The sequence below is a fragment of the Nonomuraea rhodomycinica genome (genome assembly GCF_013363995.1).
Classification (GTDB): Bacteria; Actinomycetota; Actinomycetes; order Streptosporangiales; family Streptosporangiaceae; genus Nonomuraea; species Nonomuraea rhodomycinica.
The window spans coordinates 115,955-129,242 of the sequence record NZ_JABWGO010000015.1 but is presented as its reverse complement, the minus strand read 5'-3'; the positions used below and the strand labels follow the sequence as shown (position 1 = coordinate 129,242).

14 protein-coding genes, 1 tRNA gene and 1 pseudogene are annotated in these 13,288 nt (G+C 68.2%); 8 read left to right on the top strand and 8 right to left on the bottom strand.

Features of this window, described 5'->3' with window-relative positions:
• Positions 1–699 precede the first annotated feature (699 nt).
• The 3 genes from HT134_RS40355 (at position 700) to HT134_RS40345 (ending at position 3,168) form a co-directional block, all read left to right on the top strand.
• Positions 700–1,137 carry a hypothetical protein gene (locus tag HT134_RS40355; protein ID WP_175605774.1) on the top strand — a complete coding sequence of 146 codons (438 nt, stop codon included), beginning with the start codon at positions 700–702 and terminating at the stop codon, positions 1,135–1,137.
• A 707-nt stretch (positions 1,138–1,844) separates the two neighbouring features.
• The gene (locus tag HT134_RS40350; protein ID WP_175605773.1) at positions 1,845–2,387 is read left to right on the top strand and encodes a TIGR02391 family protein; all 543 of its coding nucleotides are present in this window, start codon (positions 1,845–1,847) and stop codon (positions 2,385–2,387) included.
• A gap of 217 nt (positions 2,388–2,604) precedes the next feature.
• Positions 2,605–3,168 (top strand): NUDIX hydrolase, encoded by a 564-nt coding sequence (locus HT134_RS40345; RefSeq protein WP_175605772.1) that lies wholly within the window; start codon positions 2,605–2,607, stop codon positions 3,166–3,168.
• On the opposite strand, the gene HT134_RS40340 is transcribed toward HT134_RS40345, so the two are convergent.
• The gene (locus HT134_RS40340; protein WP_175605771.1) at positions 3,146–4,309 is read right to left on the bottom strand and encodes an NsdA family TPR-like regulatory protein; all 1,164 of its coding nucleotides are present in this window, start codon (positions 4,307–4,309) and stop codon (positions 3,146–3,148) included. The two genes, HT134_RS40345 and HT134_RS40340, sit on opposite strands and share 23 nt — an antisense overlap.
• A 190-nt stretch (positions 4,310–4,499) precedes the next feature.
• On the opposite strand from HT134_RS40340, the pseudogene HT134_RS48235 reads away from it, so the two are divergent.
• Positions 4,500–4,661: pseudogene (locus HT134_RS48235) on the top strand (tyrosine-type recombinase/integrase); the annotation flags it as partial.
• Positions 4,662–4,745: 84 nt separating this feature from the next.
• Here HT134_RS48235 and HT134_RS40330 read toward each other — a convergent pair.
• Both HT134_RS40330 and HT134_RS40325 read right to left on the bottom strand, forming a co-directional pair.
• Positions 4,746–4,834, bottom strand: a tRNA-Ser gene (locus HT134_RS40330).
• 216 nt (positions 4,835–5,050) lie between these two features.
• Complete coding sequence (locus HT134_RS40325; RefSeq protein ID WP_175605770.1) at positions 5,051–5,614, bottom strand: YceI family protein; 564 nt, start codon at positions 5,612–5,614, stop codon at positions 5,051–5,053.
• A 99-nt stretch (positions 5,615–5,713) separates the two neighbouring features.
• Here HT134_RS40325 and HT134_RS40320 point away from each other — a divergent pair, with 99 nt between their 5' ends.
• The gene (locus tag HT134_RS40320; RefSeq protein ID WP_312888788.1) at positions 5,714–6,250 is read left to right on the top strand and encodes a MarR family winged helix-turn-helix transcriptional regulator; all 537 of its coding nucleotides are present in this window, start codon (positions 5,714–5,716) and stop codon (positions 6,248–6,250) included.
• On the opposite strand, the gene HT134_RS40315 is transcribed toward HT134_RS40320, so the two are convergent.
• Entirely contained in the window at positions 6,189–6,743 is a 555-nt protein-coding gene (locus tag HT134_RS40315) for a SigE family RNA polymerase sigma factor (RefSeq protein ID WP_175605768.1), read from the bottom strand. The genes HT134_RS40320 and HT134_RS40315 overlap by 62 nt on opposite strands.
• A 216-nt stretch (positions 6,744–6,959) precedes the next feature.
• Between HT134_RS40315 and HT134_RS40310 the strand changes: the two genes are divergently transcribed.
• Positions 6,960–7,907, top strand: a complete 948-nt coding sequence (locus tag HT134_RS40310) for a hypothetical protein (RefSeq protein ID WP_175605767.1) — start codon at positions 6,960–6,962, stop codon at positions 7,905–7,907.
• Positions 7,908–7,912: 5 nt separating this feature from the next.
• Positions 7,913–8,704 carry a MauE/DoxX family redox-associated membrane protein gene (locus HT134_RS40305; RefSeq protein WP_312888787.1) on the top strand — a complete coding sequence of 264 codons (792 nt, stop codon included), beginning with the start codon at positions 7,913–7,915 and terminating at the stop codon, positions 8,702–8,704.
• 103 nt (positions 8,705–8,807) lie between these two features.
• On the opposite strand, the gene HT134_RS40300 is transcribed toward HT134_RS40305, so the two are convergent.
• Positions 8,808–9,989 (bottom strand): ATP-binding protein, encoded by a 1,182-nt coding sequence (locus HT134_RS40300; RefSeq protein ID WP_175605765.1) that lies wholly within the window; start codon positions 9,987–9,989, stop codon positions 8,808–8,810.
• Between the two features lie 295 nt (positions 9,990–10,284).
• On the opposite strand from HT134_RS40300, the gene HT134_RS40295 reads away from it, so the two are divergent.
• Complete coding sequence (locus HT134_RS40295; protein ID WP_175605764.1) at positions 10,285–10,743, top strand: MaoC family dehydratase; 459 nt, start codon at positions 10,285–10,287, stop codon at positions 10,741–10,743.
• 9 nt (positions 10,744–10,752) lie between these two features.
• Here the strand turns inward: HT134_RS40295 and HT134_RS40290 are convergent, their stop codons facing one another.
• From HT134_RS40290 to HT134_RS40280, 3 genes are read right to left on the bottom strand one after another with little or no spacing between them, the layout of a single operon-like run.
• Complete coding sequence (locus HT134_RS40290) at positions 10,753–10,998, bottom strand: hypothetical protein (protein WP_175605763.1); 246 nt, start codon at positions 10,996–10,998, stop codon at positions 10,753–10,755.
• Positions 10,995–12,548: a radical SAM protein gene (locus HT134_RS40285; protein ID WP_175605762.1), complete on the bottom strand. Its 1,554-nt coding sequence runs from the start codon at positions 12,546–12,548 to the stop codon at positions 10,995–10,997. Before HT134_RS40285 ends, HT134_RS40290 begins: the two co-directional genes overlap by 4 nt.
• Positions 12,545–13,288, bottom strand: a complete 744-nt coding sequence (locus tag HT134_RS40280) for a prolipoprotein diacylglyceryl transferase (RefSeq protein ID WP_175605761.1) — start codon at positions 13,286–13,288, stop codon at positions 12,545–12,547. Before HT134_RS40280 ends, HT134_RS40285 begins: the two co-directional genes overlap by 4 nt.

The window sequence follows — 13,288 nt, the reverse complement described above, 5'->3', positions numbered from 1 at the left end:
GATCGGTTGCGACGCCTTCTGTGAGGTGGAGCCGAAGCGCAACAAACTTCTGACACCCTGCTCGCAAAGACGCCCGCCGATCTTGCTCCACCAGCGAAGACGCAGCTCAGCATGCGGATCGCATACCCCGTGGCTCCCCGCTCTTCCCCTGCTTCCCCGCCCTATCGGGCACGCAACGGGCACGCCAGCCACATCGTCCGGTGGGCCGGGGCTGAGGAACGAAGCCCTGGACCTGCGATCGCCCCCAGCCAGCTACGGCGGCCTGCCGTCCAAGGCGATCGTAACTACGGTAGGGATAGCCGTCGTTCTTACAAGACGTGACAGTAGCGAAGAGCTCAAAGCCGCTGACCTGCAACGCACCCTGCTCAATCAGCAGCGTCAGCTCTCTTCACGAAGCCGGTCAGGCGACTTAGTCTCTTAAGCGTGGCCGAGAAGAGGGACAAGCGAAGGAACATTCCAGCCCCCATACAGGCGGCGCTCTGGGCGCTCAGTAACGGACGATGCTATGCCCCAGATTGCCCCTTTCCAGTGATTTTCGAAGTCAGGCCTGGCATCTACAAGAAGAACGCCCAGATCGCTCACATCTACGGCGTGCAACCCGGGTCCGCACGTCATCGCCCCTGCCGTACTCCCGAAGAGGAGCGGGAAAGGGACTCCTTTCGCAATCTAATACTTCTATGCCTGGCGCATCATGCGGAGGTGGATGACAAGAAGACAGGCTCGGATCTGTACCCGCCCGAGCTTCTGCTTGAATGGAAGCGCAAGCATGAAGGAGAGCACGGCATACACCTCGCGCGCATCAGCAACCCGATGACCGACGATCTGATCGAAGCCTTGCTAGTAGAGGCATTCGAGCCGCCCGTAACTCGCCTTGAGCGCATCGCTGAGCAGCTGGAACGGACGGGCAGCCTCAACATAGACGCCTTGCAGGAGTTGAGGCAGATCATCTCAGTGATGAACGACGCCCCAGTAGGGGTCGACAATCTCACAGCAAGTCGCCTTGCCTATGCAGCGGAAGTGTTCGAAGGAAACAACCTCAGCAGAACCGCGGCGTCCTTATCGTACGCGGCAGAAACACTGCCCGGCGTCCTACATTCCCTTGATGACAAGCTTCGGAGGCTTGGCGGCATGATCTAGGCAAAAAGCTAAGCCCGGTCTCGTCTACGGCAGCACGGTGGTCCTATCGAGCGCGCCGAAGACCGGAAGAAGTGGAAGTCCATCCTCAAGCAGGTCCGCGTCCGCGACGTCCGTGGTCACGACGCCCGGCACACCACCGCCACCTGCTGATCGAACAGTACGTCCACATTCGCGTTTTACAGGAGATCCTCGGCCACACCGAGTGACCACCACCGAGTGGTACACCCTGGTGATCAGCAGGTGACATGGCCTTTCCTGCGCGCCGCACACGCTTCCCGTCCTCATCATCCCGTTCGCCATCGACCCGCACGAAGGGAGCAGGCGAGGGCTACGGGCACAAGGTGGAACGGGGAATGACCTTGGCCCCGTGGCCCTGCTCGGCTTGTCCCGGGTCTATGTGGGACAGGATGATCAGGCTTCCGCGTTGGTGAGCTACAGTCTGGCCTCCAGGGGCGGCGACCATCTCCGAGCCGAAGCGCCCGTGGCTGCTCGAAAAGCACGAGAGTTCGCAGGCGGCTATCGCTAGCATTGCACTCATGAACATCGAATGGTGCATTGAGCGTTTGGAGTAATACGCTTCTGTAATCGCAGAGCTTAATGCCGGCCGCCAAACATTCAGCATGCATCTATCCCCGGAAGACATTCTTCAGACAGTGCAGCGACTGTCTCGAACAGCTCATACGATCATGCGTAGGTTAGATCCATCGATGGCTGATCGTTTCTCATGGGACGACCGGTGGCAGATTGAGCAGGATGTGAACGCTGCGATTGGCATGCTCCGCGACTGGAGAGATGTAGAAGAGAATCTTGGACCTGGCGGACCCTCACTGTATGCAGCACATCTACATCCTTGGGTATGGGGCGCCGCCGCAACTTTCTGGGATGCTGGCCATTATCGTGAGGCAGTTGCGCAGGCTGCGCGCTCGATAAGTGCTCATACACAGTCTAAGCTCGGCCGAACAGACATCTCCGAAGGAAACCTACTCAAGCAGGCATTTAGCAAAGAAGATCCGAAGCCGGGCGCTCCACGGCTTCGATTCCCAGGGGACCGCAACACCGAGACTTGGCGGAGTCGCCAAGAGGGCGCAGTTGCGTTCGCATTTGGTTGCTATACCGGCATTCGCAATGTTGCAACTCATGAGCACACTCTTGATTGGGACGAGCAGGAGGCCTTTGAATACTTGGCCGCATTCAGCGTGCTAGCTCGATGGGTGGATGAATGCATGGTCGAGTCCATAGCCGGTCCTTGACGGGCTTTCGTTGCGCCACTGCACGCCTTCGCGGCCCGAGCACGGGCGCGCGCGAGAACGGCCCCCAGGCCGCACGCGCAGCGTGCGGCCGAGCGCAGGGCCGCGCCGGCGGCGCGGAGCGCCGCCGCTTGATCTTCATAAGGACTATTCGGCAACGATCTCGGCTGTCACCTGGAAGTGCGCGTACGGCGCCGTCGTGGGCCGGTAGCTTCACGGTGTGGCTGATGACGCTGAGCTGACGCGCTGGGTGGTTCACGGGGAACGGCTGATCTACGACAACCGGTGGATCCGGCTCGGCATGGCCGATGTGGAGATCCCTGGGGGAGAACGGTTCGAGCATCATGTGGTGCACCTGGGCCGGGCCGCTATCGCTGTCGTCGTCGACGAGCAGGACCGGGTCCTTCTGATGTGGCGGCATCGGTTCGTGTTCGACCGGTGGGGGTGGGAGCTTCCCGGTGGGCTGGTCGAGGCCGACGAGGACTCGATGGCCACGGCCGTCCGGGAGGTCGAGGAGGAGACCGGGTATCGGGCGAAGCAAGTCGAGCATTTGGTGAGCTATCAGCCGATGGCCGGCATGGTGGACTCCGAGCACATCCTGTTCCTGATGCGCGGGGCTGAGCTGGTCGGCAAGCCGGAGGGCGAGGTGGAAGCCGATCGGATCGAGTGGGTTCCGATGGCGGAGATCCCCGACATGATCGCCCGCGGGGACATCTGGACGTCGGGGACGTTGATCGGGCTGCTTCAGGCTCAGCAGAGGCTCAACGGCCAAGGGCGCGGTTAACTGCTCGCGTTAGCTCGTCGATGCGGCGCCGTTGACGGCGTGAGCCGGTCATGGTGGCCAACTGCTTGGCGCGGTGGATGTGGGGTTGGGCGGCTTCCGGTTCGCCGGCCGCGAGGAGCGCGTGTCCGAGGTCGCAGCGGACGCCTGCTTCGGCGCGGTTGTAGGTGCCGTCCATCCCGGCAAGTGATGAGCGGAGGTCCTCGACGGTGCCGGGGTCGCCGAAGCGGAGCAGACAGCTTCCGCGCCAGCGGGCGAAGTGGTGGACGTTGATGGACAGGTAGGGCATGTCCGGGTCGCCGTCGCCTTCCGGCATTACGGCGGCAGCCTGGTCGAGGGCGCGACGACATGCGGTCTCGTCTCCGAGGATGGCCGCGGCTTCGCCTTCGGCTGCGGCGAGCCATGTACGCAAGCGGGCGGGGACGTGGTCTCGGTGCACGGCGTGGATGTGCTGGAGTAGCTCGGCGGCTTCGGCTGGCCGCCCCATGTCCATGAGGACATACGCCTGCTCGCCGGAGACGTAGGCCAGCACGGCGGCGTCCTCGGCTTCGCGGGCGGCAGCTTTGGCGGCTTCGTAGTGGTTCCATGCGTCGTTGAGGGCCACGGTGTTGATGGCCTGCCAGCCGGCCAAGGAAGCTGTTTCGGCAAGTAGGTGGGCGAGCTGGGCGCGGATGCGTGGGCGTATCGCGTGGCGGTGGGCTCGTTCGATCTGGGCCATCTGGGCGCGCATCTTGTCGGCGATGGCGACGCTCCCGAGTCGGCGGTCCTGGAGGCGGAGGTTGTTGGTGTCCGTCCGCAGGATCATGACCATGGTGTCGTCGACGGCTGCGGCGGCCTCCAGGCGGGCGGCGAGTTCGTCGGTCTGCTCCTGGTGCTCGTCGTCGAGGTCGCCTGTTGGGGAGGCGATGTCGAGTGGGGCCAGGCCGAGGAGCATGCGGGCGTGGTCGGGCAGGCCGAGTCCGGTGGCGATGCGCTCGAAGACCGCCAGTTCTTCGATGGGGCCAGCTGTGCCTTTGAAGATCTTGTTGACGCGGGGTTGCGCTATTTCGGTCGCACTTGCGATGCGGACCTGACTGATACCGCCGTATTTTGCGACGAGCCGGAATAGTCCTGCGATGTCGCGGTTTTTCAGGCTTTCTCGCATGTCGTCGCGTTCCCAAACCGATGGCGGTTGCAGTTCGCCACCCGTACGCCAGCGTGAGAGCGACGGGCGTCAGGGCGATGAGCAGGGCGACGGGGTGCCGCCACAGCAGCCGTACGCATCCGGCGACGTGGGAAGGTGAGCTGGAGCCGCCCGCCCCGGATGACCGCCACGCGGCGATGCCCGCCACACCGCCGCGACCCTCCTCATCGAGCCGGGTGTGAACATCCGCGTCGTACCGCAGGTCCTCGGCCACACGAGGGTCACGACCACCGAGCGCTACACCCACGTATCCACACCGCTGATGCGCGATGCGGGGGAGCGCCTGGCCTCCGCCCTCTGGGGAAATCCGTAGCCGTTGCAACTAGGTCTGCAACTATGACGCCCAGAAAAGATCAAAGGCCCTCTCCCCGTTACCGGGGCGAGGGCCTTCTACCTGCGGAGGATCGGGGATTTGAACCCCGGATGGTGTTGCCACCAAACCGCATTAGCAGTGCGGCGCCATAGACCTGACTAGGCGAATCCTCCTGGAAGCCAAGCGGCTCAGGACAGCGTACCGGCCTTCTGGCGAGGCGGCAAAGCGGTTGGCTCCGCGAGCCTTCCGCGAGCCTCCCTCGAGCCCCCCGAGAGCCTTCTCATCGGCGCCCCGGCGCGCCCCGAAGCCGTTATCCACAAGCTGTGGACAGTGGCCTGTGGATGGAGCCCGCCCGGGGTCGTCAGGGCGGGCCTGCCATGGGAAATGCCTCAGGCGGCCGGGTTGGCCTCGCCCTCGATCTCGATCTTGACCTTCTTGCCCACCAGCACGCCGCCGGTCTCCAGGGCCTGGTTCCAGGTCAGGCCGAAGGCCTCCCGGTCGATCTCCGTGGTGATGGAGAAGCCCCACACCGCCTGGCCCCACGGGTTGGTGCCGGCGCCGCCGTACTCGACCTTGAGTTCGACCGGCTGCGTGACGTCGCGGATCGTGAGGTCGCCGACGACCGTGAACTCGTCGTCCGACTGGTGCACGACGCGGGTGCTGCGGAAGGTGATCTGCGGGAACTTGTCGGTGGCGAGGAAGTCGTCGCTGCGCAGGTGGCCGTCACGGTCGGCGACGCCGGTGTTGATGCTGGCGGTCTGGATGGTGAGCTCGGCGGCCGAGTCGAGGGGGTTCTCGGCGATCGTGACCGAGCCGCTGAACTCGCCGAACGTGCCGCGCACCTTGCTGACCATCATGTGCTTGGTCACGAAGCCGATCGTGGTGTGGGCGGCGTCGAGGTTGTAGGTGCCGGGGGCGGGGATGGTCAGGTTCTCCCAGGTACGGGTGCTCATGAGGTCCTCCAGTGAAGCTTGCCTTGCGGATATTTGCGCCAACAAAGGTCTACATGAGGAATATTCCCCACGTCAACTAACGTCGGCTAGAGTGTGAACGTGAACCCTCTCGACGACCCTCGACTCACCGCCATGGGACTGCTGGCCGAGGTGCACGCAGGCCTGATCGCCCGCATGCAGCCCGCGCTGAGCGCTTCCGGGTTGTCGGACATCGACTTCGAGACGGTGCTGCGCCTGGGCCGTTCGCCCTGGCAGCGGCTGCGCATGACCGATCTCGCCGCCCAGACCGGCCTGTCGACCAGCGGCGTCACCAGAGTCATCGATCGTTTGGAACGTGACGGCCTGGTCGAACGGGTGGCCTGCTCCTCCGACCGGCGCGCCTCCTACGCGGCGCTCACCGACGCGGGCCGGGCCCGGCTGGAGGCGGTGCTGCCGGTGCACCTGCGCGACATCGAGAGCTGTTTCACCGGTCTGCTCTCCGACGACGAGCTGACGGCGTTCCTCGCCACCCTGCGCAAGATCCGCGACGTCGTACGGCCCTGCGCGACAGCCGGGACGGCCTCAGCCGCGGCGGCTACGGCTCGGGCGGGGGAGGAACTTCACCTGCCTCGGCAACCTCAACAGCCGCGACGCTGATGCCGAGCTCGTTCCTGAGCTTGGCCATGGCCCGCGACACCGTGCTCTTCACCGTTCCGATGCTGATCCCCAGCAGCCGCGCGACCTCCGGCTCGCTCAGGTCCTCGTAGTACCGCAGCACGATCGCGGCCCGCATGCGTTCGGGCAGCCTGTCCAGCGCCCTCTCCAGCCGCTCGTGGGCCTCCCCGTACGCCCCGTGGGAGTCGTGCGGCTCCACCGCCACCTCGGGCAGCTCGTCCGAGGGGTACTCCTCGACCTTGCGCCGCCGCCACTGCGAGATGTTGATGTTCACCATGGCCCGCCGGACGTAGCCGTCGAGCGAGCCGCGGTCCTCGATGCGCTCCCAGGCCAGGTACGTCCGGGTGAGCGCGTTCTGCAGCAGGTCCTCGGCGTCCAGCGGGTGCCCGGTGAGCTGGTGGGCGGTGCGCAGCAGGGAAGGTCCGCGGGCGCGCACGTACTCGCGGAACTCCTCTTCGCCCTCGATGATCGGCATCGTGGTCAGAATCGCAGCCGAACGCGCTGTTCGGGCTGAACCGGAACCCAGGATTCGGCCCGCCGACGACAAAGGTCCGTCAAGGTCGGTGGCGGTTTGTATGACGACGGGTGCCATCTCCTTCACCGTGAGTGCGTTAATTGCTCCCTTATGCGGTGTCACCCCCACACGACCGGCCAGGACGTGTGAACCTAGAGGCGACGAGGAGGGATGGGGATGGGCTACCCGAGCGTTGACCGGCGCAGGCTGCTCGCCGCCGCCGCCCTGGGCCGTGAGGCCGGAGTGCCGGGACCCGCCCCCGGCGACGGCGATCCCGTCCGCGCCGTCACGGGCGAGATCCGTGACGTCAGCCCCCACCTCGTCGTCGTCGAGACCCCCGACGGCCGGGAGGAGCGCCTGTTCATCACCCCCTCGGCCACCGCCTGGAACGGCGGCGACACCACCCCGGCCGACCTGCCCGTCGGGGCCAGGGTGGTCATCCGGGCCCTGCACGAGGGCAAGGTCGTCGATCGGATCTGGGCCGGCATCACCCGCATCACCGGGACCATCCTGTCCGTGGAGGGACGCGCCGACCTGTCGGTCGAGCTCGCCTGCGGCCCGCACCGGGGCCGCCGCACCATCACCGTCCCCCACCGCGCCGCCGGCCGGCTCCAGGTGCGCCACCCGCGGCTGGAGCCCGGCTACCTGCTCGACGCGATCGGCGTACGGCGCGACGGCGGCTGCCTGGCGCTGCTGCCCGCCACCTCCCAGCCCCCGTACCCGGCCCGCGCGGTCCCCCCGGCGCCCGCCGCGTACGCCGGCACCCAGCAGCGCGTCTCCGGCACCGTCACCTGGTCCGACGCGTTCGACGAGGGGGAATGGGGTCTGGCGTACCCGATGATGGAGCGTTCCGACGCCGGCTGCCCCGAGGCCGAGGTGTCCTGCGCGGGCCTGCCGTACCTCGCGATGGGGTCGCTGGTGCAGGTCCACAACCAGTGCGCCGGGCGCTCGGCCAACGTGCCGATCGTCGCCTGCGGTTGCGTGGCCGGCCGGTTCTGCGATCGTTGCGTGGAGTGCGGGACGTCGCCGCGCGGGCGCCTCGCCGAGCTGTCACCCTCGACGTTCGTGGAGCTCGGCGGAGAACTGGTCAAGGGGTGTTTCAACGCTCAGATCGGATTGGGGTGACGCTCGTGCTGGCATCGCAGCAGCCGGCGCTGATCGTGCTGCTCGTCCTCGGGACGGTGGCCAAGATGATCACGGTGCGCTCCGGAGGGGAGCCGGGCGCGCTGTCGCGGCTCGGGCCGGCCGTCCTCGTGCCGGGGCGCATGCAGGCCCCCGCGCTCGTCGTCTGCGCCGCGGGGGAGCTGGTGCTCGCCTGCGGGCTCCTGCTCACCACCCATCCGCTCTTCCGGTGGGGCACAGTGACGTTCTTCACGCTGTCCACGTACGTGCTGCTGGAGCTGCGCAGACGCCGGCCCGACGCGGGCTGCGGCTGCTTCGGCGAGGTCAGCGCCGCGCCCGTGGGGCTGCGTTCGGTCGCGCGGACGGTGACGCTCAGCGGCATGGCGCTGATGACGGTGTGGGGCGAGACGCCCGGATGGACGGTGTTCGCCCGGCCGTCCTGGCACACCCTGGCCGGCGTCGCCGTGCTCGTCGCGCTGTCGCCGGAGCTGGAGGAGATGGTGGACCGCCTGCGCTACCGCGCTCCGTGCGAGCGGCGCAGGGCCCCGGCCGAGAGCGTCACGCTGTCACGGCTCAGGAGCAGTGGTACGTGGCGCGCCCACCAGGCGGAGCTGGCCGCGGCCGAGCCGTACGACAGCTGGCGGGAGCTGTGCTGGCGCTTCTTCGCCTTCGACGGCCAGGGCGACCGGGACGTGGTCTTCGCGGTGTACCTCAGCGGGCGGCGGCCGGTGGTGCGGGCGGCCGTGGTCGACCGGCAGGACAGCGGCTCGATGCCGGAATATACCCCTGTATCGGCCTGACGCTAGACAGCCGTAGATTTCCCACGACGGCATGCTCGATGTGGCTCTATTGGGCTGTCTAGCTTCCCCACTAGACAGCCCAATAGAGGACTAGGGGTGCCGCTCAGATCGGCTGGGCCCGCAGGAACCTCCCGAAATGCGGCACGGTGAACGCGATCAGCCCACGCTCGGCGCTGTAGATCAGGCCCTTCTTGATGAGGCTGTCGCGCGCCGGCGACAGGCTGGACGGCTTGCGGCCGAGGGCGTCGGCGACCTCGGCGGTGGCGACCGGCTCGTCGCCGATCTGCGCCATGGCGTGCATGTAGTCGCGCTCGGCCGGGGTCGCCCGCTCGTAACGGCTGCCGAAGAAGCCGACCGCGAGCTCCTCCTCGGCCTCGGGGGCCGACACCCGCACGTCCTCCACCGTGATGGGGCTGCGCGGCGCGAGGTCCCAGGCCACCTTGCCGTACGCCTGGACGAAGTAGGGGTAGCCGTCGGCCGCCTCGTAGAGCGCGTCGAGGGCGTCCTGGGTGAACTCGACGTCCTCCTCGCGGGCCGGCAGGATCAGCGCCAGGTCGGCGGCCTCGCGGTCGAGCCGGTCGATGCGGGCGTAGCGGAACAGCCGCTCGGAGTAGCTCTTGCTGGCCGACAGCACGCTCGGCAGGTGTGGCAGCCCGGCGCCGACCACGATGAGCGGCCCGCCCGACTGCGACAGCTCGTGGCAGGCGGCGCACAGCGCCGAGACGTCGGCCGCCGGCACGTCCTGCATCTCGTCGATGAACAGCGCGATGCCGACCCCGAGGTCGGTGGCCACGCTCGCCGCGTCGACGAACAGCTCGGTCAGGTCGATCTCCAGGTCGCCGGAGTCGGCGCGGCCCCGGCTGGCCGGCACCTCGATGCCGGGCGACCAGTGGGAGGTGCCCTTGGCCGCGGCCGGGTCGCGCATCGCGAACGCCTTGAGCACGCCGAGGAAGTCCTCGATGCGCTCGGGCGCGCGGTGCCGCGGGGCCAGCTCGCGGACCGCCATGTGCAGGGCGGCGGCGACGGGACGGCGGATCGACTGGTCGGGCCGGGCCTCGATCTTGCCCGTGCCCCACAGCCGCTGCATCGCCATGGACTTGAAGGTGTTGAGCAGGACGGTCTTGCCCACGCCCCGCAGCCCGGTGACGACCATGCTGCGCTCGGGCCGGCCACGGGCCACCCGCTCCAGCACGACCTCGAACTGCTGGAGCTCACGGTCACGGCCGGCGAGCTCGGGGGGACGCTGCCCGGCTCCGGGGGCGTAGGGATTGCGCACAGGGTCCACGCTCTCGGACTTTATTGCCGGATATAGCGGCCGTCGTAGATTTGCGCAGAAAGCCGTACGGCGTGTCCGAGCGCGGGCCGTCGCCGTCGCCGTCATCGAACACACCCCCTCTCACCTGGCCGAACCCATGTTCGATTCGACACCCAGAACTGTAGCGCGGACTCGAACACCCATGCGACGCTTTCGAGTAAAGATCTTCGCAACAGATCCGCCGCCCGGGGGCGAGCCGGGCGTTCCGCCCGTACCGGCGGCTCGACTTGGCAGCCGTCCCGCCAGCGCAATAGCGTTCAGGCCCATGCGGACCTTCGCGAACGTACAGGAGCTCAAGTCGGCCGTCGGCGAGACGTTCGGCCCGACCGAGTGGCGCACGATCACCCAGGAGCAGGTCAACCTGTTCGCCGACGCCACCGACGACCACCAGTGGATCCACGTCGACGTGGAGCGCGCCAAGGAGGGACCGTTCGGCGGCACCATCGCCCACGGCTACCTCAGCCTGTCGCTGCTTCCGTCGTTCATGATGGAGCTGGTCAAGGTCGAGGGCATCGCCATGGGCGTCAACTACGGCCTGAACAAGGTCCGCTTCCCGCGGCCGGTGCCGGTGGGCGCGCGGGTCAGGGCCTCGGGCGAGCTGACCGACGTCAAGGGCACGCCCGCCGGCTACCTGTCCAACCTGAAGATGACGATCGAGGTCGAGGGCGAGCGGCGTCCGGCCTGCATCGCCGAGACGCTCAGCCTGTACGTCCCCGCCGAGTAGCCCCCGCCGTCACCTGAGGGACAGCACGATCGCGACGGACGCCGCCACCGCCAGCAGCCCCAGGTAGGCCAGCACGAGCCGGGTGTCCCGCAGCAGGCACTTGCTGCGGGTCAGCCCGGCCCGGCGCGCCTTCCAGTACCCCGCGAACCCCAGTACGGCGAACCCGAGCACCGCCCACGGCCCCAGCAGCCACGCCAGCAGCGCGACCGTCGCGTACACGCACAGCCGCAGCGGGTCGTACGGCTCGGCCTTCACGTCAGGACCTCCAGAGGAAGCCGCGTCCGGGGCTCCGACGCCACCGCCGACAGCCGCTGCGCCGAGAGCTGCGGCCACGCCTGCACCGCGCAGAACGGCGCGCACTGGTCCTGCTCGGCCCGCGTGCCCACATGGACGCAGCACTGCGTGAGCCGTTCCTCGATCATCGTCGAGATGTCCATGAACGGCTTGACCGTGATCCGGACCACCCGCTCGCCCAGCATCCGGCGCAGCTTCGCGCGCCGGCCCGGCAGCGCCGAGGAGGCGAGTGTGAGCAGCGTGGACACGCCGAGGTCGCAGTTCTCGCAGATGTCGCGCCACAGGTCGCCGATCTGCGGGTGCGACAGCGACGACTGCTCCGACAGCAGCCCCAGCAGCGACTCCTGTACGGCCGCCCGCAGCTCGCGCGGGATGTCGCTGTCGGCGATCCGGTTGGCGACCAGGCCCAGGTTCGCCTTCAGCCGGTCGTGGCCCATCAGCGCCACCAGCGACCGCCACCGCCGCGAGTCGTCGCGGATCAGGTAGCCGACCGAGCAGCAGTGGGGGTGGGAGCACGGCAGCGCGGTCAGGTCGCGCCAGGTGACCAGCCCGCCGGTCTGCGGTCCGAGCCGGCTGAGCACGCCGGTGTGGGTGAGCCGGTCCATCGGGTCGATCCGCGCCGAGCGGCCCGAGCCGAACTGCGGCTGCAGCGACACGCCGCCCACGAACGGCGTGTCGAGCGCCACCCGTACGACGTCGCCGATCTCGCCGTCGTTGACGCCGAGCGCCGCCGTCATCACCAGCGTGGTGAAGATCTCCCGCTCCGACAGCCGCCGTACGGCCTGCTCCTTGAGCCGCCGCAGGTCGCCGCCCCGGTGGTGTCGCGACGCCTCGGCCGAGCCGCCGTCGTACTGGAGGTAGACCTCCACCCGCTCGCGGTGCTCGGTGAGCAGGTCGAGCAGGTCGTCGTCGCGGGCGACGAGGACGCCGTTGGTGTTGATCAGGATGCGGGTGACCGGCCGCTGCGTGAGCTCGCGCAGCAGCAGCGGGAGCTCCGGGTGCAGCGTCGGCTCGCCGCCGCTCAGCATGAGCACGTCCAGCCGGCCGTTCTCGCGGGCCAGGCGCTGGTCGACGTTCGCGAGGACGTCGGCGACCGGGACGATCCCGCTCAGGTCGGGCGAGCTGTCGGCGAAGCAGGTCGGGCAGCGCAGGTTGCACGCCTCGGCGATGTCCTCCAGCAGGATGCACGTGTGCTGCGTCTGCATCTCCGGCAGCCCCTGGAGGTACGCGGCGGGGACGGGCGCGAAGTTGCCCGACACGTCCGGGATGTGCTGCTTGGTGGGAGCGGTCCACTCCTCCAGGTACTCCAGGATCTCCGGGTCCTCGTCGTAGAGCGTCCGGACCAGGCCGTGCTCGCGGCACCCGCGCTCCAGCCACACCCGGCCGTCGCGCACCGCCAGGTAGCCGCTGAGCCGCTCGACGTGTTCCAGGTCGCGGCCGTGGCAGTGCGGGCAGAACGCGTTGACGTACCTGAGGATGCGGTCGCCCCGCAGTCCCATTCCTGGGCTCATGACCGAACTGTCGCCTTCCGTCGGAGAAGTGCATCGTAGTGGCCGCGCCGCCAGCCGTACCCGACGCGTACGGCCAGCAGGATCGTCCCCGGGACGAGGAACCACTGCGGGCGCGTCAGCCCCAGCCACACGGTCTCGTTCGCCCGCGTGAACTCGACGAGGAACCGGAACGCCGCGTACCCGGCCAGGTAGAGCGTGAACAGCTCGCCCGGCCGCGTCACCTTGTCCCGCGCCCACACCAGCGCCCCGTACGCGACGAGATGGAAGATGATCTCGTAGATGAACGACGGGTGCATGGCCTGACCGGTCAGGCAGCCGGGGCACTCGGGCGTGGTCGGCGGCGCGTGGACGCCCCACGGCAGGTCGGTGGGCCGCCCCGGGGCCTCGGTCAGGTGGCAGCCGACGCGCCCGACGGCCATGCCCAGCGCCACGGCCGGGGCGAACAGGTCGCCGGTGCGCTCCCGGAGGCCGATGACCCGCTTGGCGACCAGCACGCCGACGTACGCCCCGGTCAGGCCGCCCAGGATGCTGCGGGACCCGTACAGCCAGAGGTCCTTCAGGTCGAGCGTCTCCATCCAGCCGGCCAGGCGCATGCCGATGGCGCCGCCGACGAGCGCGCCGGTGACGGCCACGAGCGACTGCTCGTTGAGCGCGCCACGGCGGCGAGCCTCCCGTACGAACACGACGGACGCGACGAGAACGCCGAGCCCGACGAACACCTCATGCAGTGGTATGGCCAT

What these genes read in the sequence shown, in the direction of transcription:
- HT134_RS40350 (WP_175605773.1), top strand. Translation starts at nt 1,845, where the DNA reads ATGGCTGATCGTTTCTCATGGGACGACCGGTGGCAGATTGAGCAGGAT.
- HT134_RS40340 (WP_175605771.1), bottom strand. Translation starts at nt 4,309, where the DNA reads ATGCGAGAAAGCCTGAAAAACCGCGACATCGCAGGACTATTCCGGCTC.
- HT134_RS40325 (WP_175605770.1), bottom strand. Translation starts at nt 5,614, where the DNA reads ATGAGCACCCGTACCTGGGAGAACCTGACCATCCCCGCCCCCGGCACC.
- HT134_RS40315 (WP_175605768.1), bottom strand. Translation starts at nt 6,743, where the DNA reads ATGCCGATCATCGAGGGCGAAGAGGAGTTCCGCGAGTACGTGCGCGCC.
- HT134_RS40310 (WP_175605767.1), top strand. Translation starts at nt 6,960, where the DNA reads ATGGGCTACCCGAGCGTTGACCGGCGCAGGCTGCTCGCCGCCGCCGCC.
- HT134_RS40295 (WP_175605764.1), top strand. Translation starts at nt 10,285, where the DNA reads ATGCGGACCTTCGCGAACGTACAGGAGCTCAAGTCGGCCGTCGGCGAG.
- HT134_RS40285 (WP_175605762.1), bottom strand. Translation starts at nt 12,548, where the DNA reads ATGAGCCCAGGAATGGGACTGCGGGGCGACCGCATCCTCAGGTACGTC.
- HT134_RS40280 (WP_175605761.1), bottom strand. Translation starts at nt 13,288, where the DNA reads ATGGCCATACCACTGCATGAGGTGTTCGTCGGGCTCGGCGTTCTCGTC.